This window comes from Pseudomonas sp. 478 (genome assembly GCF_003254125.1).
Lineage (GTDB): Bacteria > Pseudomonadota > Gammaproteobacteria > Pseudomonadales > Pseudomonadaceae > Aquipseudomonas.
In genome coordinates this window covers 196,623-222,876 of record NZ_QKZG01000001.1, presented here as the reverse complement: position 1 = coordinate 222,876, position 26,254 = coordinate 196,623, and the positions used below count along the sequence as shown (strand labels likewise).

Genomic DNA, 26,254 nt, shown 5'->3' with positions numbered 1-26,254 from the left:
TGCGGTGGACCGCAGCGTCAGTTCAGTGAGCAACAACAGCTTCCTAGCCGTAGCGACCGGTGATGTAGTCTTCGGTCTGCTTCTTCGCCGGATTGGTGAACAGGGTGTCGGTGTCGCCGAATTCCACCAGTTTGCCCATGTACATGAACGCTGTGTAATCGGAAACCCGCGCGGCCTGTTGCATGTTGTGGGTCACGATGACGATGGTGAACTTCGATTTCAGTTCGTAGATCAGCTCTTCGACTTTCAGCGTGGAAATCGGGTCAAGTGCCGAGCATGGTTCGTCGAGCAGCAACACTTCCGGCTCCACGGCGATGGTGCGAGCGATCACCAGACGTTGTTGCTGACCACCGGACAGGCCAAGTGCCGACTCGTGCAGACGGTCTTTGACTTCGTCCCACAGCGCCGCGCCTTTCAACGCCCACTCGACGGCTTCGTCGAGGATGCGTTTCTTGTTGATACCCTGGATGCGCAAGCCGTAGACCACGTTCTCGTAGATGGTTTTCGGGAACGGGTTGGGCTTCTGGAACACCATGCCAACACGACGACGCAACTCGGCCACGTCTTCGCCCTTGCGGTAGATGTTGTTGCCGTACAGGTTGATCGCGCCTTCGACGCGGCAGCCATCCACCAGGTCGTTCATGCGGTTGAAGGTGCGCAGCAGCGTGGACTTGCCGCAGCCGGACGGGCCGATGAAGGCGGTCACGCGCTGTTTCGGGATGTTCATGCTGACGTCGTACAGCGCTTGTTTGTCGCCGTAGAACAGGCTCAGGCCCGGCACTTCAATCGCGACGGTTTCCTGCTCGAGGCTCAAACTCTGTTTGTCGCGGCCCAGGGCAGACATGTTGATGCCGTGGGTATGTGCTTCGTGCTGCATGGGAGGCTCCCTGTGCTAACAAATTCGGTTCGGGACGCCCTTGTGGCTGCCCCATCAGTATTCCGGTAAACGCCGATCAATGTGGGAGCGGGCTTGCTCGCGAAGAGGCCATCACATTCAACATCAATGTTGCCTGACCCACCGCTTTCGCGAGCAAGCCCGCTCCCACAAGGGACCGCGCCTGCCTATTAACTTAACTATCCAGCGCTTTGTATTTTTCGCGCAGGTGGTTACGGATATAAACGGCCGACAAGTTAAGCGTGGCGATCACCAGCACCAGCAGCAGCGCCGTGGCGTACACCAGCGGCCGCGCGGCCTCGACGTTCGGGCTCTGGAAGCCGACGTCATAGATGTGGAAGCCCAAGTGCATGATCTTCTGGTCCAGGTGCAAGTACGGGTAGTTGCCATCCAGCGGCAGCGATGGCGCCAGTTTCACCACACCCACCAGCATCAGCGGCGCCACTTCACCCGCGGCGCGAGCCACGGCGAGGATCATGCCGGTCATCATTGCCGGGCTGGCCATTGGCAGTACGATCTTCCACAAGGTTTCAGCCTTGGTTGCGCCGAGGGCCAACGAGCCTTCGCGCACGGTGCGAGGAATCCGCGCCAGGCCTTCTTCCGTGGCCACGATCACCACCGGCACAGCCAGCAGCGCCAGGGTCAGGGACGCCCAGAGCAGACCCGGCGTCCCGAATGTCGGCGCCGGCAATGCTTCCGGGAAGAACAACCGGTCGACCGAGCCGCCCAACACATAGACGAAGAAGCCCAGACCGAACACGCCGTATACGATGGCTGGAACGCCCGCCAGATTGTTCACCGCGATGCGGATCAAGCGCGTCATGGTGTTCTGTTTCGCATATTCACGCAGGTAAACCGCGGCCAGTACGCCAAACGGGGTCACGATCATCGCCATGATCAACGTCATCATCACGGTGCCGAAAATCGCCGGGAAGATCCCGCCTTCGGTGTTCGCTTCACGCGGGTCGTCGCTCAAGAACTCCCAGACCTTGCTGAAGTAGAAGCCGATCTTGGTGAAGGTGTTCATGGCGTTCGGCTGATAGGCGTGAACCACTTTGCCGATACCGATTTCGATCTCTTTGCCGTTCGCGTCGCGGGCCGTCAGGCTGTCGCGGTTGAACTGGGCGTGCAGGTCGTTCAGGCGTGCTTCGATGTCCTGATAACGCGCGTTCAGTTCGGCACGCTCGGACTCCATGTCCGCTTGCGCGGCAGCGTCCATCGTTCCGGTCAGCTCCAGTTTGCGACCGTGCAGACGGACGCGCTCGAGGCCCGCGTTGATCGCGCCAATGTCGGTTTTTTCCAGGCTCTTGAGCTGAGCGGCGAGCTGGTTGACGCGAGCGACACGGGCCAGCAGCTCGGGCCATGCAGCTTCGCCTTCAGCGATGACCTTGCCGTCCTGTTTGACGTTGACCAGGTAGCCGTAGAAGTTGCCCCACTCGCGACGCTCGATGGTCATCAACTCGGGCGGCGTCTTCTGATTGGTCAGCCACTCGCCGACGATCCAGGTGAAGTCGTTGCCATTGAGGTCACGGTTGCCGACCTTGATCAGCTCGCGGGTCATGAACTCCGGGCCCTGATCGGGCACCGGCAGGCCAGCGCTTTTAAGGCGCTCGCGCGGCACTTCTTCTTTCTGCACCACTTCGCCGATGACGAGGTGATTGGCCTGGCCCGGTACGTCGTAACTGGCGTGCACCAGGTCCGCCGGCCAGAAATGGCCCAGACCGCGCACGGCAATCACGGCCAGCAGGCCAATGGTCATGATGACCGCGATGGACACCGCGCCACCGCTGATCCAGACGCCAGGGGCGCCGCTCTTGAACCATCCTTTCAGGGAGTTCTGTTTCACAGACTTCTACCTTTCTTAAAGCGACGAGTATTTCTTGCGCAGACGCTGACGAATCAGTTCCGCGAGGGTGTTCATGACGAAGGTGAACAACAGCAGCACTAGCGCCGAGAGGAACAGCACGCGGTAGTGGCTGCCGCCGACTTCCGATTCGGGCATTTCCACCGCAACGTTGGCCGCCAGGGTGCGCAGGCCTTCGAACAGGTTCATTTCCATGACCGGGGTGTTACCGGTGGCCATCAGCACGATCATGGTTTCACCGACCGCCCGGCCCATGCCGATCATCAGCGCCGAGAAGATGCCCGGGCTGGCGGTGAGGATCACCACGCGAGTCATGGTCTGCCACGGCGTGGCCCCGAGGGCCAGGGAGCCGAGGGTCAAACCGCGCGGCACGCTGAACACGGCGTCTTCGGCGATGGAGTAGATGTTCGGGATCACCGCAAAGCCCATGGCCAGACCGACTACCAGTGCGTTGCGCTGGTCGTAGGTGATGCCCAGGTCGTGGGAGATCCACATGCGCATGTCGCCGCCGAAGAACCAGGTTTCCATGTATGGGCTCATGTACAGCGAGAGCCAGCCCACGAACAGGATCACCGGAATCAGGATCGCGCTTTCCCAACCGTCCGGCACTTTCAGGCGGATGGACTCAGGCAGGCGGCTGAAGGTGAAACCGGCGACCAGGATGCCGATCGGCATCAACAGCAGCAGGCTGAAGATGCCCGGCAAATGTCCTTCCACATACGGTGCGAGGAACAGACCGGCGAAGAAACCGAGGATCACCGTCGGCATCGCTTCCATCAGTTCGATCACCGGTTTGACCTTGCGGCGCATGCCCGGGGCCATGAAGTACGCGGTGTAGATGGCAGCGGCGACGGCCAGTGGAGCGGCCAGCAGCATGGCGTAGAACGCGGCTTTCAAGGTACCGAAGGTCAGCGGTGACAGGCTCAGCTTGGGTTCGAAGTCAGTGTTGGCGGCGGTCGATTGCCAGACGTATTTAGGCTCGTCGTAGTTCTCGTACCAGACCTTGCTCCACAACGCGCTCCAGGAAACCTCTGGGTGCGGGTTGTCGAGCAGCAGCGGTTGAATCTTGCCGCCCGCCTCCACGATCACCCGGTTGGCCCGTGGCGACAGGCCAAAGATGCCTTCGCCATCGACCACCTGATCCACCAGCAAGGTGCGGTGGGCGGTGCTGTGGAACACGCCGAGCTTGCCGGACGCATCAAGGGCGATGAAACCTTTGCGACGTTCTTCAGCGGTGATTTCAACGATCGGCGCAGTGCCCATCTGGAAGTTACGAATCTGCTTCAGACGCAGTTCGCCATCGTGGTCGCGGGCCATGAACCATTGGGCCAGACCACCCTTGGAATCGCCGAGGATCAGCGAGATGCCACCCACCAGTTGAGTACTGGCAGTGATTTGCGCTTCGCCATCATCCAGCAGTTTGTAGCGACCGTTGAGGCTCTTGTCGCGCAGGCTGAACACGTCGGCCTGGGCGCGACCATTAATCACGTACAGCCACTGCTGACGCGGGTCGACGAAGATATTTTTCACCGGCTCAGTCATCTGTGGCAGATCAATACGTTTCTGCTCGTTGGTGATTTCGCCGGTCATCATGTTTTCTTCGCTGGTCAGCGACAAAACATTGAGTTGCGAACCGGTGGAACCGACCAGCATCAGCGTCGTATCGGTCGCGTTGAGGCTGACGTGCTCAAGGGCTCCGCCCGCCTCGTTCAGCGCAATCGGCGTTTCGCCGTACGGGTATTCAATGGCTGGCGAGATGGTTTTCTTGCCGTCCGGGTAGCTGACTTTATAAGTGTGACGGAACACCAGCGCCTGGCCGTTGGACAAGCCCACCGCCACCAATGGATGGCCTGGTTGGTCTTTGCCGATGGAGGTCACGGTAGTGCCGGCCGGAATCGACAGATCGACACGCGTGAGTTCAGCGCCACTGTCGATATCGAAGAACAACGCCTGGCCCTTGTCGGAAACCCGCATGGCGACCTGGTTCTGTTCTTCCAGGGAGATCATCAACGGCTTGCCGGCGTCCTGCATCCAGGCCGGCGTGATGGCTTCCTTGGCGGTCAGGTCGGCGCCCTGAAACAGGGGCGCGACAACGTAGGCAAGGAAGAAAAAGATCAGCGTGATCGCGCCGAGAACGGCGAGGCCGCCCACAAGGACGTACCAGCGGGTCAGGCGATCTTTGAGCGCGCGGATGCGGCGCTTGCGTTGCAACTCAGGCGTATTGAAGTCAATTCGCTTGGGGGGATTTGTAGTCATGGTGGAATTGGCCAGATCATTCATTCGCACACCCTAGCGATCATGTATGACAGAAAGATGACAATGCAGTGACGCAACAAATCCGCCGCCAGCGGGAACTGGCAGTGGACTGGAAAATTGGGGGTATGTGGGAGCGGGCTTGCTCGCGAAGGGGCCGTCACTTTCAACATCAATGTCGATTGATCCACCGCTTTCGCGAGCAAGCCCGCTCCCACATTGAACCCGGGGATTACCCCGGGCTCAGGGTTTTACTTTTTTGCGACTTCAGCGCCGCCTTCCTGCAGACCCAGGTCAGCCAGTGCTTTTGCAGCAACCTTGGCCGGCAGTGGGATGTAGCCGTCTTTCACCACAACTTCCTGGCCCTGTTTGGACAGAACCAGTTTCACGAACTCGGCTTCCAGCGGGGCCAGAGGCTTGTTCGGGGCTTTGTTGACGTAAACGTAGAGGAAACGCGACAGCGGGTACTTGCCGTTCAGGGCGTTTTCTTCGGTGTCTTCGATGAATTCAGTGCTGCCTTTCTTGGCCAGGGCCACGGTCTTCACGCTAGCGGTCTTGTAGCCGATGCCCGAGTAACCAACGCCATTCAGCGAGGAGCTGATCGACTGCACGACCGAAGCCGAGCCTGGTTGTTCGTTGACGTTTGGCTTGTAATCGCCTTTGCACAAGGCTTCTTCTTTGAAGTAGCCATAAGTGCCGGATACCGAGTTACGACCGAACAGCTGAACCGGCTTGTTGGCCAGATCGCCGGTCACACCCAGGTCGCCCCAGGTTTTCACGTCGGCTTTGGCGCCGCACAGACGAGTCGAGGAGAAGATCGCGTCGACCTGTTCCATGGTCAGGTGCTGGATCGGGTTGTCTTTGTGAACGAAGACAGCCAAGGCATCCACAGCAACCGGGATAGCTGTTGGCTTGTAGCCGTATTTAGTTTCGAAGGCCTGCAGCTCGTTGTCCTTCATCTTGCGGCTCATCGGGCCCAGGTTAGCGGTGCCTTCAGTCAGCGCAGGTGGCGCGGTAGAAGAACCGGCAGCCTGAATCTGGATGTTTACGTTCGGGTATTCTTTTTTGTAGTTCTCAGCCCACAGGGTCATGAGGTTGGCCAGGGTATCGGAGCCGACGCTGGACAGGTTGCCCGACACACCAGTGGTTTTGGTGTAGCTCGGGATAGCAGGGTCAACAGCGGCAACCGCGTTGGCAGTCGCAACGCCAGCAGCGACAAAAGTCATTGCCGCCATCAAACGCTTCAGTTTCATGCCTTACTCCTAGCAGATAGGTGTGTTAAGTCGGGGCCAAGTATCAGCAGGCCGTGTGAACACTCTATGGCTGAAATATGACAATTGGATGAAAGGCCAGCATTCAATGTTTCGAATTGATACCGCGTGATCGTTCTTCGCGAGCAAGCCCGCTCCCACATTTAACCGCGTTATCCCGAGGGAATGCGGTCGAGTGTGGGAGCGGGCTTGCTCGCGAAGGCGTCAGAGCAGTCGATACGAAGGGCCGGCCTAGCGACCTTTCTTCCAGAGGTAGGCACCCACCAGAACCCCGACACCACAAATGATCGCTACGTAATAGGCAGGCCCCATCGGGCTTTCCTTAAGCAGCAACGTCACGATCATCGGCGTCAACCCGCCGAAAATGGCGTAGGCCAGGTTGTAGGAGAACGACAGCCCACTGAAGCGCACCACCGCCGGGAAGGCTTTGACCATCACATACGGCACCGCACCGATGGTGCCGACCAGCAAGCCGGTCAAGGCGTACATCGGGAACAGCCAGTCCGGGTGGTTGAACAGGCTGTGGTAGAAGGTCCATGAACTGATCAGCAACGCAGCACTGCCGAACACGAAGACACGACCCGCGCCGAAGCGGTCAGCCAGCGCACCGGAGGCGACGCAGCCCAGGCTCAGAAATACAATCGCCAGGCTGTTGGCCTGCAACGCGGTGCTTGGCGAGAAGTGGTAGACGGTCTGCAGCACGGTCGGGGTCATCAGGATGATCACGATGATGCCGGCGGACAGCAGCCAGGTCAGCAGCATGGAAATCAGGATCGCCCCGCGATGGTCGCGCAACACGGCGCGCAGCGGCACTTCTTCTGCCAGGGCCTTGCGCAGTTGCAACTCGGCAAATACCGGGGTCTCGTGCAACCAGCGGCGCAGGTAAACCGAGAACAGGCCGAATACGCCACCCAACAGGAACGGAATCCGCCAGGCGTAATCCGAAACTTCGACCGGGGTGTAAAGGCTGTTGATTGCGGTGGCGACCAGCGAGCCCAGCAGGATACCGGCCGTCAGGCCGCAGGTCAGGGTGCCGCAGGCGTAGCCGATGTGCCGCTGCGGCACGTGTTCGGAAACGAATACCCACGCGCCCGGTACTTCACCGCCAATCGCAGCGCCTTGAATTACCCTCATCAGCAGCAACAGGATCGGCGCCCACATGCCGATCTGCGCGTAAGTCGGCAGCAGGCCCATGATCAGGGTCGGCACTGCCATCATGAAAATGCTCAGGGTGAACATCTTCTTGCGTCCCAGCAGGTCGCCGAAGTGCGCCATGACGATGCCGCCCAGTGGCCGCGCCAGGTAGCCGGCGGCAAAGATCCCGAAGGTCTGCATCAAGCGCAGCCACTCGGGCATGTCGGCCGGGAAGAACAGCTTGCCGACCACCGTGGCGAAGAACACGAAGATGATGAAATCGTAAAACTCCAGCGCACCGCCCAGGGCAGACAGCGACAAAGTCTTGTAATCGCTGCGAGTCAGCGGACGTGCGGATTGGGTGGACTGCGCGATGCTCGAGGGCGCTGTGGTCATGGCAAGGCTTCTCTTATAGTCGGATCTGCAACCTCAACAACGCTGGCGGAGGCTTGGGCAGGTCCGGCACGATAGCAAATTGTTCGAAAAAGCACATAGAGGTGCGTATTTGACGGTCGAAATGAGAACCGGACGGTCGTCTCGGAGTCTACCGATCGATATACTCGCAATCTTGCGACAGCTTGCAAGGGTTGCTGTGCGAAGACGCTGCTGGCTCTACCAGTCGATTTCGCAGAGTTTCCCTTTAGGCGCCTTACGAAAAACGTGACGAACGTAGTATGTTCGGGGCTGAATCGTTTTTCCTTGAGACGGCTATTCACCTGAAGTACTTATGAGAGTCACGGGTCAGAGGCACCCCCGGCATGATAGAGCTCGAACAAGAAGATCCAATCCCGCAAGGCGACCTGGCCCTGCAAATTACCGCGCTTCCCCGCGAAACCAACGGCTTTGGCGATATTTTCGGCGGTTGGCTGGTGTCGCAGATGGATTTGGCCGGCACCGCAATGGCCAGCAAAGTCGCGGCTGGCCGCGTGGCTACGGTGGCGATCGACCGCATGGCGTTTCTGGTTCCGGTCGCGGTGGGTGCCCAGCTCTCCTTTTATACCCAGGCACTGGAAATCGGCCGCAGCTCGATTCAGATGATGGTCGAAGTCTGGAGTGACGATCCGCTGTCCAGCGAATGGCGCAAAGTGACTGAAGCCGTGTTTGTGTTCGTTGCCATCGACGGCAGCGGTCGCACCCGTTCGGTTCCGCCAAGAGCTCGTTAAACACTGCGACCTTTCTGCGGTCCATTGCAGTCATTGTTCCTGATCGAGAGTTGCCCCATGAACACGCCCAACGTTGAAGCCGTGAAACTGGATGAACTGAACTGCTGGCGCATCCGCCACGGTCAGGCCGAATTGCTGGTTGCCCAGCAGGGCGCGCACATCCTCAGTTATCAAGTGGCCGGGGAACCGCCGCTGATCTGGCTCAACGACGAGGCAGTGTTCAAGGCTGGCAAGAGCATCCGCGCCGGGGTTCCGGTGTGCTGGCCGTGGTTCGGCAATCTGGCGCGTAATCCGCAGAGCGTTCAAGCCATGCGCATCAGCAACGAAGCGCCGACCGCCCACGGGCTGGTAAGGGCAATGGATTGGGAACTGGGCGGCATTGAAACCGAGGGCGAAAGCCTCAAGGTGGAGTTTGTTCTGCCTTACCCTGAAGGCGGCTTGCCTGGCTGGCCGCATCAGGTGGATTTGAAGCTGAGCATTCGTCTGGATGAGCAACTCCACATCAGTCTGACCAGCCATAACCAGGGCACAGACAAAGTCACCATCAGCCAGGCGCTGCATAGCTATTTCGCGGTCAGCGATGTACGCGAAGTGCATGTCGAAGGGCTGGATGGCTTGAGTTACATCGAAACCCTGGACGACTGGAAAACCGTCACTCAGACCGGCGATCTGCGTTTTGCCGGCGAGACCGATCGTATCTATCTCAATACCCCGGCGAAGCTGAGCATTGTCGATCCGGCCTGGGAACGGCGCATCGAGCTGACCAGCAGCGGTTCACGCTCGGCGGTGATCTGGAATCCGTGGATTGAACGCGCCGCGGCGTTCAGCGACATGGCCGACGATGGCTGGCAGCGCATGCTGTGCATTGAAACGGCGAACGTGATGGATGATGTGGTGACGCTGGCGCCGGGGGCTAGTCATACGCTGGGTATCAGCATCGGCAGCAAACCTCTCTAAGCAACACCACAAAACCAATGTGGGAGCGGCGGTGCGGCGATCCGACTTGCTCGCGAATGCGGTGTGTCATTCAACTTTTATGTCGACTGGCATGACGCCTTCGCGAGCAAGCCCGCTCCCACATTTGGTGTCAGAGCTACTGGCGCGTTACAGATCTGATTCTTTTACCACCCGCACTTTCGCCGCATCCAGCGCATACGCCGCATCGGCCAGGTCGTTGTTGACCTTCTCGACCTTCAGCGTGCCGGTCACCCACAGCGGCGTGTAGATGTCATTCAGCTTCAAACCTTTGGGATAACGCACCAACACCAATTGATTAGGCGGCGGTGGCGGCACGTGGATGCAGGCGCCCGGGTACGGCACGAGGAAGAACAGTGTGCTGCGGCCCTGGGCGTCGGATTCCAGCGGCACCGGATAACCACCGATGCGGATGTTCTTGTCGTTCATCGACGGCACGGTTTTGGTCGAATACATCACCGCCGGCAAGCCCTTGCTCTGCTTCATGCCACCCTTTTTGGTAAAGGTGCCATTGGCTTCGGGGGAGTTGTGGTCGATTTCGGGCATGGCCTCGAGGGCTTTCTGGTCCGACTTGGGCATCAGTTCGAGCCAGTCGGTTTCCGGCAGCTCGCCGGCATGGGCAAGGCCCGAGCCCAATAAAAGGATAGTCAGTAAAAGACGGCGCATGAAGGTGCTCGGCAAAGGAGAGGACGGTACAACGCCGAGCATTCTAGCCCTCTCTGCGTGCGGCGCAGAGGGGGCTTTGTCGCTTTGGATCAGTTCTTTTTGATCAAGCCGTAGATCACCAGCAACACCACCGCGCCAACCAGCGCACCGATGAAGCCTGCACCTTCGCCCGCGTGATAGATGCCCAAGGCCTGGCCGCCATAAGTGGCCGCCAGCGAACCGCCGATACCGAGCAGGATGGTCATGATCCAGCCCATGCTGTCATCGCCCGGTTTCAGGAACCGAGCCAGCAGGCCGACGATCAAGCCGATAAAGATGGTTCCAATAATTCCCATGGCATTTCCCTCTGATTGAATGGCTATGCGAAAGCCTAGTCAGACTTCTGCATCCTGCCATGAGAGAACGGCGGCCCCTGAATGGTTCCGCCGCTGCCACATGAAACTGTTTACTCGGCGATGAGCGCTTCGACCTTGAGGATCTGCGCGGCCAGTGTTTCGCGGTTTGCACAACGCAGGTTAGCGTGACCGACCTTGCGACCGACCTTGAACGCCTTGCCATAGTGATGCAGATGGCAATCGGCGATGGCCAGGACTTTCTCGGTCTCCGGCACTTTACCGATGAAGTTGAGCATCGCGCTCTCGCCGACCTTGGCCGTCGAACCCAGCGGCAGACCGGCAACGGCCCGCAGATGGTTTTCGAACTGGCTGCACTCAGCGCCTTCAGTGGTCCAGTGACCCGAGTTATGCACACGCGGGGCGATCTCGTTGGCCTTGAGGCCACCGTCGACTTCAAAGAACTCGAACGCCATCACGCCGACGTAATTCAGCTGCTTGAGCACACGGCTGGAATAGTCTTCCGCCAAGGCTTGCAGCGGGTGGTCGGTGCTGGCCACGGACAGTTTGAGGATGCCGCTGTCGTGGGTGTTGTGAACCAGCGGATAGAACCTGGTTTCGCCATCGCGAGCGCGCACGGCGATCAACGAGACTTCACCGGTAAACGGCACGAAACCTTCCAGCAAGCAGGCAACGCTGCCCAGTTCGGCGAACGTACCGACCACGTCTTCAGGCTTGCGCAGGACTTTCTGGCCCTTGCCGTCGTAACCCAGGGTGCGGGTTTTCAGCACGGCCGGCAGACCGATGGAAGCCACAGCAGCGTCCAGATCGGCTTGCGATTGAATGTCGGCGAACGCCGGGGTGGGAATCCCCAGGTCCTTGAACATGCTCTTCTCGAACCAGCGATCACGGGCGATGCGCAGGGCTTCGGCGCTCGGATAAACCGGGACGAATTGCGACAGGAACGCGACGGTTTCGGCCGGGACGCTTTCGAACTCGAACGTCACCAGATCGACTTCATCGGCCAGCTGACGCAGGTGGTCCTGATCGCCGTAATCGGCCCGCAGGTGTTCGCCCAACGCGGCTGCGCAAGCATCCGGCGCGGGGTCCAGGAAAGCGAAGTTCATGCCCAGCGGAGTGCCCGCCAGCGCCAACATGCGACCCAACTGGCCGCCACCGATTACACCGATCTTCATCGTCAACAACCTCAGGCGATGCGTGGGTCTGGATTTTCCAGGACGCTGTCTGTCTGTTCAGCGCGAAATTTTTTCAGCACCGCGTGGAACTGCGGGTGCTTGGCGCCGAGAATGCTCGCCGAGAGCAGCGCGGCGTTGATCGCACCGGCCTTGCCGATGGCCAGGGTGGCGACCGGAATGCCCGCGGGCATCTGCACGATGGACAGCAGCGAATCGACGCCCGAGAGCATCGACGATTGCACCGGCACGCCCAGCACCGGCAGGTGGGTCTTGGCCGCACACATGCCTGGCAAGTGGGCCGCGCCGCCGGCACCGGCGATGATCACCTCGATGCCACGCGCCTCAGCCTCTTCGGCGTACTGGAAGAGCAGGTCCGGGGTGCGGTGGGCAGAGACCACTTTCACCTCGTAAGGAATGCCGAGCTTTTCCAGCATATCGGCGGTGTGGCTAAGGGTGGACCAATCGGACTTGGAGCCCATGATCACGCCAACCAGTGCACTCATCGTCGTGCCTCTTCTCTCTGGGCGCCCGCAGGCGCGTCAAAAAACAACAAGCCACGCAATATGCGTGGCTTGATTGTACGAATTATGGCCGGACGAACCGGCCGAAGGCCGCGCAGTATACCTCAATGAAGCAGATAAACAGCCCCCGATACGACCATCTGTCATACGGCGCAAAGTGCCGGTTTTATTGACTCGAAGGTCAACCAAATACACCACAAATCCCTTGTGGGAGCGAGCCTGCTCGCGATAGCGGTCGTCCATCCAACATTGATGCTGACTGACACACCGCCATCGCGAGCAGGCTCGCTCCCACATTTGATTTTCAGCGGTCTCAGGAACCGGTTGTTCCTTGGGCTGCGCCGCCTTCCAGTTTGCGCCACAGCAACCGCACGTTCGCCTTGCGCACCAGCGCGCAGCGGTACAGACGAATCTCCAGCGGCACATGCCATTGCGGGCCGCCGCACACCACCAGCTCACCCCGAGCCAGTTCGGCGCGCACGCTGAGCCGCGGCACCCAGGCGATGCCCAATCCTTCCAGCGCCATGCTTTTAAGGCTGTCGGCCATGGCGGTCTCATAGATGGTGGTGAAGCGCAGCGCACGCTGGCGCAGCAGCATGTTCACCGAACGCCCGAGAAATGCACCGGCGCTGTAGGCGAGCAGCGGCACACTGCCTTCGCCTTCCAGATCGAACAGTGGCTTGCCCTCGGCGTCCGCCGCGCAGACCGGGAGCATTTCGGTGTCGCCAAGGTGCAGCGACGGGAAGATTTCCGGGTCCATCTGCATCGCCGCATCCGGGTCGTAGAACGCCAGCATCAGATCGCAACCGCCTTCACGCAGGGCATGCACGGCATCACCGACGTTGGTCGCCACCAGGCGCGTCGCGATGTTCAGGCCTTCATTACGCAACTGCGCGATCCAGCGCGGGAAGAAACCCAGCGCCAGGGAGTGAGCGGCGGCGACCTGCATCACCTCGCCCTGCCCGCCTTCCAGGTGATGAAGGTGACGCAACACTTCACCGAGCTGCTCGACCACCGTCCGCGCAGTGACCAGAAACAGCTGCCCCGCCGCCGTCAGTTCGATTGGCGTGCGCGAGCGATTGACCAAGGTCAGCCCCAGCGCGGCTTCAAGGCTGCGGATCCGTCGGCTGAATGCCGGCTGAGTCACGAAGCGCCGTTCGGCAGCCTGGGAGAAGCTGCGGGTGGCGGCCAGGGCGCTAAAGTCCTCAAGCCATTTACTTTCAAGGTTCATCACGGCCTCCCGGACACGCACCAATTTAGGTCACACGCTCGCCGCAGACACGGCGTCACATGGGCATTATGCCGAATGTGCATAGGCTAGTGTTTAACAGCATTGGCCCAAAATTCTCCACAAGCCTAGCATTTGCAGTGTTCCGGCACAGACCGGGTCCATATCGAGATGATTTCTATCATGTCCTCCGCTGCATCTTTCCGCACAGAAAAAGACCTGCTTGGCGTACTCGAAGTACCTGCTCAAGCGTATTACGGCATCCAGACCCTGCGAGCGGTGAACAACTTCCGTCTCTCCGGCGTTCCGATTTCGCATTATCCGAAGCTGGTTGTCGGCCTGGCGATGGTTAAACAAGCCGCCGCTGACGCCAACCGCGAGCTGGGTCACCTGAGCGAAGCCAAGCACGCTGCCATCAGCGAAGCCTGTGCACGTTTGATCCGCGGCGATTTCCACGAAGAATTCGTAGTGGACATGATTCAAGGCGGCGCTGGCACTTCAACCAACATGAATGCCAACGAAGTCATCGCCAACATCGCGCTGGAGGCCATGGGTCACCAGAAGGGCGAATACCAATACCTGCACCCGAACAACGACGTGAACATGGCGCAGTCGACCAACGACGCCTACCCGACCGCGATCCGTCTGGGTCTGCTGCTGGGTCACGACGCGCTGCTGGCCAGCCTCGACAGCCTGATCCAGGCGTTCGCCGCCAAGGGCCAAGAGTTCGCTCACGTCCTGAAAATGGGCCGTACCCAACTGCAAGACGCTGTACCGATGACCCTCGGCCAGGAATTCCGCGCATTCGCCACCACGCTGGGCGAAGACCTGGCCCGTCTGAAGACGCTGGCCCCGGAACTGCTGACTGAAGTGAACCTGGGCGGCACCGCGATCGGTACCGGCATCAACGCCGACCCGCGTTACCAGCACCTGGCCGTTCAGCGCCTGGCCCTGATCAGCGGTCAACCGCTGGTTCCGGCCGCCGACCTGATCGAAGCCACCTCCGACATGGGCGCCTTCGTGCTGTTCTCCGGCATGCTCAAGCGCACTGCGGTCAAGCTGTCGAAGATCTGCAACGACCTGCGCCTGCTGTCCAGCGGCCCACGCACCGGCATCAACGAAATCAACCTGCCAGCGCGTCAGCCAGGCAGCTCGATCATGCCAGGCAAGGTCAACCCGGTTATCCCGGAAGCGGTTAACCAAGTAGCGTTCCAGATCATCGGCAACGACCTGGCGCTGACCATCGCAGCCGAAGGCGGCCAACTGCAACTGAACGTGATGGAGCCGCTGATCGCGTTCAAGATCTTCGACTCGATCCGCCTGCTGCAACGCGCCATGGACATGCTGCGCGAGCACTGCATCGTCGGCATCACTGCCAACGAAGAGCGCTGCCGCGAACTGGTCGAGCACTCGATCGGTCTGGTCACCGCGCTGAACCCGTACATCGGCTATGAAAACGCTACCCGTATCGCCCGTATCGCCCTCGAAAGCGGCCGCGGCGTGCTGGAACTGGTGCGCGAAGAAGGCTTGCTCGACGACGAAATGCTCGCCGACATCCTGCGCCCGGAAAACATGATTGCTCCGCGTCTGGTCCCGCTTAAGGCTTGATCAAACGCTGCACACGCTCACCAGGTCGAGGGACTAGACACCTCTCACCTTTTGAGGGCTTGGGGATTTATTCCCCAAGCCCTTTTTTTTAAATCTTTGGCAGCAAGACAGAATGTCTGGAAGCTGAAAAATGTGGGAGCGGGCTTGCTCGCGAAGGCAGTGTGTCAGTCACCAGAAATGGTGGATGCAAGACCGCATTCGCGAGCAAGCCCGCTCCCACATGAAACAGCTTTCACATAAGCCCGACGCCGGTAACGTCGGGTGTTTCAAAGCTTCGTTTCGTCGCTTGCACCACAACCGTGCAGACGGACGGCACACTGATAGGTATAGTGCCGCCCCTCTTCGCGTGAGCGGTCGTCGGTAACGAGGCCCAAACCCATGCGAAACCCGAACTAATAACAACCCGCGATATGGAACCGGGACGAATCTTCGCCTCACCTGTTGTGCCACGCGCAAGCCGGTGTAACGCGATGTTTCTACCTCTCCAGCATTTGCTTAAACAAAAAACAGCGAGGAATAATCCATGCTCGAAGTCATTAACGACTTCCTCTCAGGGAAAGTACTGATCGTGCTCATTGTCGGGCTCGGTAGCTACTTCACGATCCGCTCGCGTTTCGTTCAATTGCGTCACTTCTTCCACATGTTCGCGGTGTTCCGCGACAGCCTCAAAAGCAGCGCCGGGCAACTCAGTTCGTTCCAGGCCTTGATGCTCAGCCTCGCCGGCCGCGTCGGTGCGGGTAACATCGCCGGTGTCGGTATCGCCGTGACCCTGGGTGGTCCAGGTGCGGTGTTCTGGATGTGGGTGACCGCGCTGGTCGGCATGTCCAGCAGCTTCTTCGAATGCTCCCTCGGCCAGCTCTACAAGCGCTGCGATTCCGACGGCACCTACCGTGGCGGCCCGTCCTATTACATCCAGCACGGCCTGCAGAAACGCTGGCTGGGCATGATCATGGCGTTCCTGCTGCTGATCACCTTCGGCTTTGCTTTCAACGGTCTGCAATCCCACGCCGTGACCCACTCGCTGAACAACGCGTTCGGCCTCGACACCACTTACACCGGTCTGGCCCTGGCGGTGTTGCTGGGTCTGGTGTTCATCGGTGGGATCAAGCGCATCGCCAAGGTCGCTGACCTGCTGGTGCCGGTGAAAACCCTGGTGTACATCGGCGTAACCATCTACGTGATCGTGCTGCAATTCGATCACGTTCCGGCGATGCTGATGACTATCGTCAAAAGCGCCTTCGGTCTGGATCAAGCCTTCGGCGGCCTGATCGGCAGCGCCATCGTCATGGGCGTGAAGCGTGGCGTGTTCGCCAACGAAGCAGGCCTGGGCAGTGCGCCAAACGTGGCTGCTGTCGCGTCGGTCGAGCACCCGGTGGCACAGGGTGTGGTTCAGGCGTTCAGCGTGTTCCTCGACACCTTCGTGATCTGCACCTGCACCGCGTTGCTGATCCTGCTCTCGGGCTTCTACACCCCAGGCTTCGAAGGCGATGGCATTGCCCTGACCCAGAACTCCCTGGCCGCCGTGGTCGGTGACTGGGGCCGGAGTTTCATCTCCGTGGCCCTGTCGTTGTTCGTGTTCACCTCGATCCTCTACAACTACTACCTGGGCGAGAGCAACCTGCGCTTCCTGATCGGTGAAAACCGCAAGGCGCTGATCGGCTACCGCGCGCTGGTATTGGTGCTGATCTTCTGGGGCGCTATCGAAAACCTCGGCACGGTGTTCGCCTTCGCGGACATCACCATGACCCTGCTGGCATTCGTGAACCTGATCGCGCTGTTCCTGCTGTTCAAAGTCGGCATGCGCATCCTGCGTGACTACGATAACCAGCGCGCGGCCGGCATCAAGACGCCCGTGTTCGATTCGAGCAAATTCCCGGATCTGGATCTGGACCTGAAAGCCTGGCCAGCCAATCCGCCGGCGGCCGCCACCAAGGCTGAAGCCGAGCCGCAAGGCGTACCCGCAGCGCAACGCTGATCGGTAAACGACGGGTGCACAACCTGTGGGAGCCAGCCTGCTGGCGATGACGGACTGTCAGATGACACATTAGTGTCTAACATACCGCTATCGCGAGCAGGCTCGCTCCCACCTGCCAGGAGATTTCCCCCATGACTCCCAATTCCTACCCTGCCGCCCAGCACGTCATGGTGCTCTACACCGGTGGCACCATCGGCATGCAAGCCAGCGCTCATGGCCTGGCCCCGGCGTCCGGTTTCGAAGCACGGATGCGCGAGTATCTGCACAGCCAGCCTGACCTGGTCGTGCCGCAGTGGCGCTTTCGCGAGATGTCGCCGCTGATCGACAGCGCCAACATGACTCCTGATTACTGGCAGCAACTGCGTGAAGCGGTCGTCGACGCCGTCGATGTCCAGGGCTGCGACAGCGTGTTGATCCTGCATGGCACCGACACCCTCGCCTACAGCGCGGCGGCCATGAGTTTTCAATTGCTCGGTCTGCACGCCCGCGTGGTGTTCACCGGTTCCATGCTGCCGGCTGGCGTGACCGACAGTGATGCCTGGGAGAACCTCAGTGGCGCGCTGGTTGCTTTGGGTCAGGGCCTGGCGCCGGGCGTTCATCTGTATTTCCATGGCGAGCTGCTGGACCCGACCCGCTGCGCGAAAGTGCGCAGTTTCGGTCGTCATCCGTTCAAGCGACTTGAGCGTCAGGGTGGCGGTGAAAAGGCTTCTTCAATACCGGCATCACTGACCTACAACCAGCCCAGGCAATTGGCGAAAGTCGCTGTGCTGCCGCTGTTCCCCGGCATCGGCGCCGAGATACTGGACGGCCTGCTCGACAGCGGCATTCAAGGCCTGGTGCTGGAGTGCTACGGCAGCGGCACCGGGCCCAGCGACAATCCAGAGTTCCTCGCCAGCCTGGAACGGGCGCGGGACAAAGGGGTTGTCGTTGTAGCCGTCACCCAATGCCATGAAGGTGGCGTCGAGCTGGATGTTTACGAGGCTGGCAGTCGGCTGCGTGGCGTCGGCGTACTTTCGGGCGGCGGCATGACCCGTGAAGCGGCGTTCGGCAAGTTGCATGGCTTGCTGGGTGCCGGGCTCGACACCGCTGAAGTGCGGCGCCTTGTTGAACTCGATCTGTGCGGCGAACTCAGCTGAATTGAGCTGACACAATACAAAACCCTGTGGGAGCGGGCTTGCTCGCGAAGACGGCGGCATATCCTGCATCAATGTGACTGACAGGACGCTTTCGCGAGCAAGCCCGCTCCCACAGGATCGTCGTTGGGCATATAACTTGCTCGCCTCCAGCTACTTAACGGCTGGAACACACCCCATGCTCCACTCCCACCTCACCACCCTCAACGCTGTCTCTCTGGTGCTCAACACCTTCAAGGCCGAGGGCTTGTCCAGCGAAGCGCTGCTGGCCGGCAGCGGCATCAGCGCGGCGGATCTGAACCGGGCGGATACGCGTATCACCACCAATCAGGAGATGCAGGTCTGCGCCAATGCCGTCGCGCTCAAGCGTGACATCGGCCTGGAACTGGGCCGGCGGATGCATGTTTCGTCCTACGGCATGCTCGGGTACGCCTTACTCACCAGCGCCACTTTAGGTGACGCCTTGCGGCTGGCACTGCACTATCCGGCGCTATTGGGAACACTGTTCGAGTTGAGCCTGGAAGAAGATAACGAGCGCATCTGGCTCACCGCTGGCGACTATCGGGAAAACCCTGCGCTGGCGCCATTCAATGTCGAGTTTTGCCTGGTTTCGATGAAGGTCACTTGCGAAGACCTGCTCGGCCAACCGTTGCCACTGCTGGGCGCCCGCTTCGAATACCCGGCGCCGGACTATCAGGCACGCTACACCGAACGTTTCGATTGCCCCTTGCAGTTCGACGCTGCGTCCAACGCCTTTGCGTTCGACAAAGCCTGGCTGGAGCACCCCCTGCCTCTGGCCGACGCCATCACCCATCAGGCCATGGCCGAACGCTGCCGCAAACAAAACACCGAGTTCACGGGTCGCCAGGTTTGGCTGGGCCGCATCCGCCAACTCCTCGCCGCACAATTGAGCGCAGCGCCGGGCCTGGATGGGCTGGCTGAACAGCTGAACTGCTCGGCACGCACCTTGCGCCGACATCTCAAGGACTTGGGGTGCAGCTATCAAGAGTTGCTCGATGAACTGCGGTTCGAGCAGGCCAAACGCATGCTCTGCGAGGACCAACTGCCGATCTATCAAATCGCCGAGGCATTGGGGTTCAGCGAGACCGCGAGTTTCCGTCATGCGTTCGTGCGCTGGAGCGGTGTGGCGCCGAGTCAGTTCAGGCCCTGACCACCCTTGTGGCGAGGGAGCTTGCTCCCGCTGGTCTGCGCAGCAGACCCAAACCAACCACCGCATTCCTCCCTTCAGATAGCATTTGCCGGGTTGCGACTGCTGCGCAGCCGAGCGGGAGCAAGCTCCCTCGCCACAGAGGGGCGAATTCCGGTCAATTCTTTTGGCCATATCGATCCCCTTTTGGCCTTTCCTGCCGTTCTCTCAAACGCCGCGCGCCGCAAGACTGTGTTCAACCGAATCAGCCTGCGGAGAACAAGAAATGCTGACGATCTACTCGGACGATCACCACCTGCACCACGGCCGTTGCGAATTGATGGACGGGCAACTGATGCCCTGCTTCGAAATGCCTTCGCGAGCCGACCATGTTCTGCAGCGCGTGCAGTGCCGCGACCTCGGTCCGGTCGAAGCGCCGCAGGATTTCGGCCTCGACCCGATCGCTCGCGTCCACAGCCGCGACTATCTCGACTTCTTCAAAGGTGCCTGGGCGCGCTGGACCGAATTCGGTACCGACGGCGACTTGCTGCCCTACACCTGGCCGGCCCGCACCCTGCGCCGGATCATCCCCACCAGCCTGCACGGCCAGCTCGGCTATTACAGCTTCGACGGCGGCGCACCGATTACCGCCGGCACCTGGCAAGCGGCGTACAGCGCGGCGCAAGTCGCGCTGACCGCTCAAGCCGTCATTCAACGCGGCGCCCGCAGTGCCTTCGCCCTGTGTCGCCCACCAGGACACCACGCCGCCAGCGATTTGATGGGCGGTTATTGCTACCTCAACAACGCCGCTATCGCTGCGCAGGCGTTCCTCGATCAGGGCCATAAAAAGGTCGCGATCCTCGACGTCGACTACCACCACGGCAACGGCACTCAATCGATTTTCTATGAGCGCAGCGACGTGCTGTTCACCTCGATCCATGGTCATCCCGAAGCCGAGTTCCCGTTCTTCCTCGGCTATGAAGATGAACGGGGTGAAGGGGCCGGCGAAGGCTTCAACTTCAACTACCCTTTGCCCGCCGGGAGCGGTTGGGACAGTTGGAGTGCCGCGCTGGAACAAGCCTGCAAAGAGATCGAAAAGTACGGCGCCGATATCGTCGTCGTCTCCCTGGGCGTCGATACGTTCAAGGACGATCCGATCTCCCAGTTCAAGCTCGACAGCCCGGATTACCTGGCCATGGGCGCACGCATCGCGGGCCTCGGCAAGCCGACGCTGTTCGTGATGGAAGGTGGCTACGCGGTAGAGGAAATCGGCATCAATGCCGTGAACGTTCTCGAAGGTTTTGAAAGCGCCCAATGAGGAATTAGAACAATGATCAGTCTCAAGCGTTTTATCGCTCCCGCTCTGTGCGCCACCGTGCTCAGTGGCGCCGTTCATGCTGAAGAGCGAACGTTGCGCGTCTACAACTGGTTCGACTACATCACCCCCAAAGCGCTGGAAGACTTCAAGGCCCAGAACACCCAAACCAAACTGGTCTACGACATCTTCGACACCAACGAAGCGCTAGAGGCCAAGCTGCTGACCGGCAACTCTGGTTATGACGTGGTCGTGCCGTCCAACGTATTCCTTGCCAAGCAGATTGAGGCCGGCGTTTTCCAGCCACTGGACCGCAGCAAACTGCCGAACTGGAACCACCTCGATCCCAAGCTGATGAAGCTGATCGAAGCCAACGATCCGGGCAACAAATTTGCCGTACCGTACATGTACGGGACCATCCTGATCGGCTTCAACCCGGACAAGATCAAGGCTGCGCTGGGTGACAACGCACCGGTGGACAGCTGGGACCTGATCTTCAAGGAAGAGAACATCAGCAAGCTCAAGCAGTGCGGCGTGGCCTTGCTCGACTCACCGTCGGAGATCCTTCCACTGGCCCTGCAACACCTCGGCCTGGACCCCAACAGCAAGAAGCCGGCGGACTACGACAAGGCTGAAGCGTTGTTGATGAAGATCCGTCCGTACGTCACCTACTTCCATTCCTCGAAGTACATGGCCGACATCGCCAACGGTGACATCTGCGTCGCGGTCGGTTATTCCGGCAGCTTCTCCCAGGCCGCCAACCGCGCCAAGGAAGCCAAGAACGGCGTGATCGTCGACATGCGCCTGCCCAAAGAAGGCGCGCCGATCTGGTTCGACATGCTCTCCATCCCCAAAGGCGCGAAGAACCCGGAAGACGCCTACACCTTCATCAACTACTTGTTGCAGCCGCAGGTGATTGCGCCGGTCAGCGACTTCGTCGGCTACCCGAACCCGAACAAAGACGCCACGGAAATGGTCGACCCGGCGATCCGCAACAACCCGAACCTGTACCCGACCGAAACGGCGATGAGCACGCTGTACACCCTGCAACCGCTGCCCCGTGACGCCGAACGGGCGCGGACCCGGGCCTGGACCAAGATCAAGTCGGGGACCTGAAACCTGACGGATGTCCTCGACCTCAGGGACGCCAAGCCTTTTGCAATCGCCCGAGCGCTGCGCTGATCGCCGCCTCGGGCACCGCCGCAAAACCCAGCACCAGCCCCGCTCGCTGATCCGCCGGAGTACTCGAATCCGGTAGCCAGTAACTGCTCAGGCCATTGATTTCGACATCGACACTCACGGCCGCTTCGATCAATTCGCGTTCACGGGCCTGAGTGTCGACCGCCACCGTCAGGTGCAGCCCTGCCGCCACACTCGGCAGGCTGCCAACCCCGGAAACATCCGCGGGCCAGTTGGCCAGAAGTGTATTGCGACGACTCAACGCGGCGCGGCGCATGCGGCGGATGTGCCGCTGGAAATGCCCGGCCGCCATGAATTCGGCCATGACGGCCTGGGTGCTTACCTCGGAATGCCGAACATCGACCGCGCGGCGCTGGGCGAAAGCGTCCACCAATGCCGCTGGTAGCACCAGATAGCCCAGGCGCAATGCCGGGAAAGCCACTTTGCCGAACGTGCCGACGTAGAGCACCCGCCCGTGGCGATCAAGCGCAGCCAGCGGGGCCAGTGGCGCGCCGCTGTAACGGTATTCGCCATCGTAATCATCCTCGACGATCCAACCCTCGGTTCGCTCGGCCCAGGCCAACAACTCCAGACGCCGCGCCAGACTCATCACCACCCCGGTCGGGTATTGATGCGACGGCGTGACATAGGCCAATCGACAATCCTTGAGCCCGTTCAATTCGGTGCAGTCGATGCCCTCGCTGTCCACCGCCACCCCGTGCAATCGCGCACCGGCCACGGCGAACGCATGACCCGCCGCCCGATACCCCGGATTCTCGATCGCGACGCCATCGCCCGGCTCTACCAGCAGCTGTGCACAAAGGCTAATCCCTTGCTGTGCGCCACTGGTGATCACTATTTGCTCAGCCGTGCACTGCATCCCCCGGGAGCTGCGCAAATACGCGGCAATCAGACCGCGTAAACGGGCGTCGCCTGCCGGATCGCCGTAACACAACTGCTGCAGATCCGGTTTACGCCAGAAAGCCGCATTCAGCTTGGCCCAAACCTCGAACGGGAACAGGTCGAACGCCGGAACACCGACCCGAAACGCTCGGGGCGGACCACTCGGCGGCAAGGCCAAATGGTTCTTTTCCACGCGCCCCAGCGCACCGCTGTGGATAACTTTGCTGGATGAAACCACAGGTAAATCCAGCCAATTTGTGGATAAGGCTGTGGGTAACCCTGTTGACAACCCTGTGGATACTTTTGTGGATAGTTTTTTCACCGGCAGCACTGATTGAGGCAATTGCGCGACATACGTCCCGTCACCCACGCGCCCTTCAATAAAGCCCTCGGCGTAGAGCTGATCGTAGGCCCGGACCACGCTGTTTCGGGAAATCGACAACGCCGCCGCCAGATCGCGACTGGCCGGTAATCGCGTACCGCTGGCCAGCCGACCGTCGAGCACTCGCACCCGCAGGGCTTGATAGAGCTGACGACTCAAACCCTGACGGCGATCCAGTTCGATACCCGCCGGGTTGAATGACAAGGACAGTGGCTCGCGGGTCATGGCAATGGACCTATGAAATTTGTCGTTAATGGCTCTTACAACAGACCAATAGCCTGCCTAGGATGCAGGCATTCGCCAAGGAAAATCTCCATGTACACGCCAAGCAGCTTTGCCATCGATGATTTGCATGAACTGCACCAGCAGATACTCGGCACCCGCCTCGCGGTGTTGGTCACACACGGGGAACAAGGTCTGCAAGCCAGTCATTTGCCGCTGCTGTTGAGTTCAGACCAGGGCCCGAATGGCACGCTTTACGGACACTTTGCCAAGGCCAATCCGCAATGGAAGGAACTGCAGAACGGCGCCGAAGCCCTGGTGATTTTTGCCGGCGCCGACGCTTACGTCAGCCCGGGGTTTTACCCGAGCAAAACCGAGCATGGCAAAGTCGTTCCGACCTGGAATTACGTCGCCGTGCATGCGTACGGCACGGCCGAAGTGTTCACCGACGCCAATCGCTTGCGCACGCTGGTCAGCGCGCTGACTGATCGTCATGAAGCGGGTCGTGCCAGTCCATGGAAGGTCGCCGATGCGCCCGCCGACTACATTGACGGAATGCTCAAGGCCATCGTCGGTTTTGCCTTGCCGATCCAGCGCCTGGAAGGCAAACGCAAGCTCAGCCAGAACCGCAACGCTGCAGACATCACCGGTGTGCGCGAAGGGCTTGCCGCCAGCCCCGATGTGCACGACCAGGCCCTCGCCCACTTGATGCGTTAAGGAATGAACATGAGTCAGATCGACATCCGCCAGGTCACCGCCGACGACCACGCCGCCTGGTTACCCTTGTGGCAAGCGTACCTGCGTTTCTACAACACTGAACTGCCTGAGACCGTCACCCAAAGCACCTGGCAGCGCCTGCTCGACCCGAGCGAACCGACCCATGCCGCGCTGGCCTGGGCCGATGGCAAGGCGGTGGGCATGGTGCACTTCATCTACCATCGTTCGAACTGGAGCATCGAAAACTCCTGCTACCTGCAAGACCTGTTGGTAACGCCTGAAACCCGCGGCACTGGCGTCGGCCGGCAGTTGATCGAATACGTTTACGCCACAGCCAAAGAGGACGGTTGCTGCAAGGTCCACTGGCTGACCCACGAAACCAACGCCACCGCGATCCAGCTCTACGAGCGCATCGCCGAACGCCCCGGTTTCATCCAGTTTCGCAAAGCCCTGTAAGGTTCAAGGAGAACAGCATGTCGACTTCACTCGCCGACTGGAAAGGCGTTCCGGCGCCATCCGTCCAAACCATTGAAGGGCGTTTCATCCGCCTGGAAAAGCTCGACCCGGCGCGTCACGCCGACGGTTTGTGGAAGGCCCTGCAAGGCCCGGGTTCCGATCCGAAACTCTGGGATTATTTGCCTTACGGTCCTTTCCCGGAGCGCAGCGCGTTCAATGATTGGCTGAACAATCATGCGGCCAATAGCGATCCATATTTTTTCAGTGTGATCGACCGTGCCAGCGGCGATGTGCAAGGCATTCTCAGTTTGATGTCGATTGTTCCTTCGCAAGGCAGGATCGAGATCGGCCATGTCACTTTCGGTGCGCCGATGCAGCGCTCGCCGAAAAGCACCGAGGCGGTTTATTTGCTGGCCAGGGAATCCTTTGCGCTGGGTTATCGCCGTCTGGAGTGGAAGTGCAACAACGGCAACGCCCGCTCCAAATACGCGGCCGAGCGGCTGGGGTTTAGTTTTGAAGGGGTGTTCCGCCAGCACATGGTGGTCAAGGGGCAGAATCGGGACACGGCGTGGTATTCGATTCTGGACTCGGAATGGCCAGCAATCGGGGCGGGGTTTGAGCGCTGGCTGTCCGATGAGAACCAGACGGATTCGGGGCAGGTGAAAACCCTGGCCGAGTGCCGCGGGTAAATCAGCGGCGCCTGGACGGACGCCATCGCGAGCAGGCTCGCTCCCACAGGGTTTTGGGTTGACCACAAAATTGTGATCAGCCCCAATCCAATGTGGGAGCGAGCTTGCTCGCGAATGGCTTCACGCCAATTTCTGGGCAAGTACCGCAATATGCTCCGGCCCGATCCCGCAGCAACCACCCAAATGACTGGCGCCGCGTTCTTTCCAATCAGCCGCCCACTGCAAATAACCCGGCGGATCGAGATCTTCGCGCAGCGGGTCCAGACCGTCGTTGGCCGTGGCCTCTTTCGGTTGCGGCGGGAAGGCATTGGCGTAAGCGCCGATGTGAATTTTCACCCCCAGACGTTCGAAGGTTTCCCGCGCGGCATCAATCGCAGCACCGATCACTTCCGGCTGGCTGCAGTTGAACAGCAACGTCTCGACGCCCAGCTCAGCCGCCACGGCGGCGGCTTCAGCCACCGGCTCACCCGAACGCAGGCGTGGCACTTCGTCCGTGTCCTCATCCTTCAGGGTAAACGACAGCCAGAACGGCTTGCCGTCCGTTGGCAGACCGGCGTGGATCGCTCGCGCTTCAATGATCGAGCTCTGGGTTTCCGCCAGCCACAGATCGACATGAGGCGCCAGCCCCTTCACCAGCGGCGCCAATAATTCAGTCGCCCGAGCAGCGTCGAAAAGGTCCGGACGATAGGACCCAAACAGCGGCGGCAATGAGCCGGCCACGCGCACCGCTTTGCCCGAAGCCTCTACAGCGCGTCGCGCCAGCTCGCCGGCCAATGCCGCGAGCGCCTGCCCTTCTGCTGCAAAACGCGCTTCGCCAATGTGAAACGGCACCACCGCGTAACTGTTGCTGGTGATCACGTTCGCACCGCTTTCGATATAAGCCGTGTGCACCGCCTCTACCGCTTGCGGCGCTTCGCTCAAGGCCAGCGCCGACCACTCGGGCTGTCTGAACGGCGCGCCTCGACGCTGCAACTCACGACCCATGCCGCCATCCAGAATTACCGTGCTTGCTGCGCCCATATGCTTTTCA

The 26,254-nt window shown here is 60.3% G+C and carries 23 protein-coding genes; 11 read left to right on the top strand and 12 right to left on the bottom strand.

Annotated elements, in window-relative coordinates; all coding sequences use genetic code 11:
* Positions 1–43 precede the first annotated feature (43 nt).
* The 5 genes from pstB to DFS28_RS01070 form a co-directional block, all read right to left on the bottom strand.
* Positions 44–877, bottom strand: coding sequence for a phosphate ABC transporter ATP-binding protein PstB (gene pstB / locus DFS28_RS01095; protein WP_008150054.1), 834 nt, complete (start codon positions 875–877; stop codon positions 44–46).
* Positions 878–1,070: 193 nt separating this feature from the next.
* Positions 1,071–2,741, bottom strand: coding sequence for a phosphate ABC transporter permease PstA (gene pstA / locus DFS28_RS01090; RefSeq protein ID WP_111448238.1), 1,671 nt, complete (start codon positions 2,739–2,741; stop codon positions 1,071–1,073).
* Between the two features lie 15 nt (positions 2,742–2,756).
* Entirely contained in the window at positions 2,757–4,790 is a 2,034-nt protein-coding gene (locus DFS28_RS01085; protein ID WP_178082194.1) for an ABC transporter permease subunit, read from the bottom strand.
* A gap of 473 nt (positions 4,791–5,263) precedes the next feature.
* A complete protein-coding gene (locus DFS28_RS01080) occupies positions 5,264–6,265 on the bottom strand; it encodes a phosphate ABC transporter substrate-binding protein PstS (protein ID WP_111448236.1) in 1,002 nt (333 codons plus the stop codon).
* Positions 6,266–6,514: 249 nt separating this feature from the next.
* A complete protein-coding gene (locus DFS28_RS01070; protein ID WP_111448234.1) occupies positions 6,515–7,813 on the bottom strand; it encodes an MFS transporter in 1,299 nt (432 codons plus the stop codon).
* Between the two features lie 362 nt (positions 7,814–8,175).
* Here DFS28_RS01070 and DFS28_RS01065 point away from each other — a divergent pair, with 362 nt between their 5' ends.
* Complete coding sequence (locus DFS28_RS01065) at positions 8,176–8,580, top strand: acyl-CoA thioesterase (RefSeq protein ID WP_111448233.1); 405 nt, start codon at positions 8,176–8,178, stop codon at positions 8,578–8,580.
* A 57-nt stretch (positions 8,581–8,637) separates the two neighbouring features.
* Positions 8,638–9,537, top strand: a complete 900-nt coding sequence (locus DFS28_RS01060) for a D-hexose-6-phosphate mutarotase (protein ID WP_111448232.1) — start codon at positions 8,638–8,640, stop codon at positions 9,535–9,537.
* A 147-nt stretch (positions 9,538–9,684) separates the two neighbouring features.
* Here DFS28_RS01060 and DFS28_RS01055 read toward each other — a convergent pair whose 3' ends face one another.
* From DFS28_RS01055 to DFS28_RS01035, 5 genes are all read right to left on the bottom strand, one after another.
* The gene (locus DFS28_RS01055) at positions 9,685–10,221 is read right to left on the bottom strand and encodes a DUF3299 domain-containing protein (protein WP_111448583.1); all 537 of its coding nucleotides are present in this window, start codon (positions 10,219–10,221) and stop codon (positions 9,685–9,687) included.
* An 89-nt stretch (positions 10,222–10,310) separates the two neighbouring features.
* Positions 10,311–10,556: a GlsB/YeaQ/YmgE family stress response membrane protein gene (locus DFS28_RS01050; RefSeq protein ID WP_027926291.1), complete on the bottom strand. Its 246-nt coding sequence runs from the start codon at positions 10,554–10,556 to the stop codon at positions 10,311–10,313.
* Between the two features lie 110 nt (positions 10,557–10,666).
* Entirely contained in the window at positions 10,667–11,749 is a 1,083-nt protein-coding gene (locus tag DFS28_RS01045) for a 5-(carboxyamino)imidazole ribonucleotide synthase (RefSeq protein ID WP_008150034.1), read from the bottom strand.
* An 11-nt stretch (positions 11,750–11,760) separates the two neighbouring features.
* Positions 11,761–12,252, bottom strand: a complete 492-nt coding sequence (gene purE / locus DFS28_RS01040; RefSeq protein WP_008150032.1) for a 5-(carboxyamino)imidazole ribonucleotide mutase — start codon at positions 12,250–12,252, stop codon at positions 11,761–11,763.
* 331 nt (positions 12,253–12,583) lie between these two features.
* Complete coding sequence (locus tag DFS28_RS01035) at positions 12,584–13,501, bottom strand: LysR substrate-binding domain-containing protein (RefSeq protein ID WP_046053897.1); 918 nt, start codon at positions 13,499–13,501, stop codon at positions 12,584–12,586.
* A gap of 180 nt (positions 13,502–13,681) precedes the next feature.
* Here DFS28_RS01035 and aspA point away from each other — a divergent pair, with 180 nt between their 5' ends.
* The 6 genes from aspA to DFS28_RS01000 all read left to right on the top strand — a co-directional run bounded on the left by aspA (position 13,682) and on the right by DFS28_RS01000 (position 21,792).
* The gene (aspA, locus tag DFS28_RS01030; protein ID WP_111448231.1) at positions 13,682–15,106 is read left to right on the top strand and encodes an aspartate ammonia-lyase; all 1,425 of its coding nucleotides are present in this window, start codon (positions 13,682–13,684) and stop codon (positions 15,104–15,106) included.
* Positions 15,107–15,629: 523 nt separating this feature from the next.
* Positions 15,630–17,081, top strand: a complete 1,452-nt coding sequence (locus tag DFS28_RS01025; RefSeq protein ID WP_111448230.1) for a sodium:alanine symporter family protein — start codon at positions 15,630–15,632, stop codon at positions 17,079–17,081.
* Positions 17,082–17,212: 131 nt separating this feature from the next.
* Positions 17,213–18,217 (top strand): asparaginase, encoded by a 1,005-nt coding sequence (locus tag DFS28_RS01020; protein ID WP_111448229.1) that lies wholly within the window; start codon positions 17,213–17,215, stop codon positions 18,215–18,217.
* Positions 18,218–18,392: 175 nt separating this feature from the next.
* Entirely contained in the window at positions 18,393–19,385 is a 993-nt protein-coding gene (locus tag DFS28_RS01015) for an AraC family transcriptional regulator (protein ID WP_111448228.1), read from the top strand.
* 262 nt (positions 19,386–19,647) lie between these two features.
* The gene (locus DFS28_RS01005) at positions 19,648–20,679 is read left to right on the top strand and encodes a histone deacetylase family protein (protein ID WP_111448227.1); all 1,032 of its coding nucleotides are present in this window, start codon (positions 19,648–19,650) and stop codon (positions 20,677–20,679) included.
* A gap of 12 nt (positions 20,680–20,691) precedes the next feature.
* Positions 20,692–21,792, top strand: coding sequence for a polyamine ABC transporter substrate-binding protein (locus DFS28_RS01000; RefSeq protein ID WP_111448226.1), 1,101 nt, complete (start codon positions 20,692–20,694; stop codon positions 21,790–21,792).
* Positions 21,793–21,814: 22 nt separating this feature from the next.
* On the opposite strand, the gene DFS28_RS00995 is transcribed toward DFS28_RS01000, so the two are convergent.
* On the bottom strand, positions 21,815–23,365 hold the full coding sequence (locus tag DFS28_RS00995; RefSeq protein ID WP_111448225.1) for a PLP-dependent aminotransferase family protein: 1,551 nt from the start codon (positions 23,363–23,365) through the stop codon (positions 21,815–21,817).
* A gap of 90 nt (positions 23,366–23,455) precedes the next feature.
* Between DFS28_RS00995 and DFS28_RS00990 the strand changes: the two genes are divergently transcribed.
* The 3 genes from DFS28_RS00990 to DFS28_RS00980 are packed head-to-tail and all read left to right on the top strand — an operon-like array spanning position 23,456 to position 25,224.
* Positions 23,456–24,079: an FMN-binding negative transcriptional regulator gene (locus DFS28_RS00990; RefSeq protein WP_111448224.1), complete on the top strand. Its 624-nt coding sequence runs from the start codon at positions 23,456–23,458 to the stop codon at positions 24,077–24,079.
* A gap of 9 nt (positions 24,080–24,088) precedes the next feature.
* Positions 24,089–24,535: a GNAT family N-acetyltransferase gene (locus DFS28_RS00985; protein WP_111448223.1), complete on the top strand. Its 447-nt coding sequence runs from the start codon at positions 24,089–24,091 to the stop codon at positions 24,533–24,535.
* Between the two features lie 17 nt (positions 24,536–24,552).
* Positions 24,553–25,224, top strand: coding sequence for a GNAT family N-acetyltransferase (locus DFS28_RS00980; protein WP_111448222.1), 672 nt, complete (start codon positions 24,553–24,555; stop codon positions 25,222–25,224).
* A 120-nt stretch (positions 25,225–25,344) separates the two neighbouring features.
* On the opposite strand, the gene DFS28_RS00975 is transcribed toward DFS28_RS00980, so the two are convergent.
* On the bottom strand, positions 25,345–26,244 hold the full coding sequence (locus DFS28_RS00975) for a homocysteine S-methyltransferase family protein (RefSeq protein ID WP_111448221.1): 900 nt from the start codon (positions 26,242–26,244) through the stop codon (positions 25,345–25,347).
* Between the last annotated feature and the right edge of the window lie 10 nt (positions 26,245–26,254).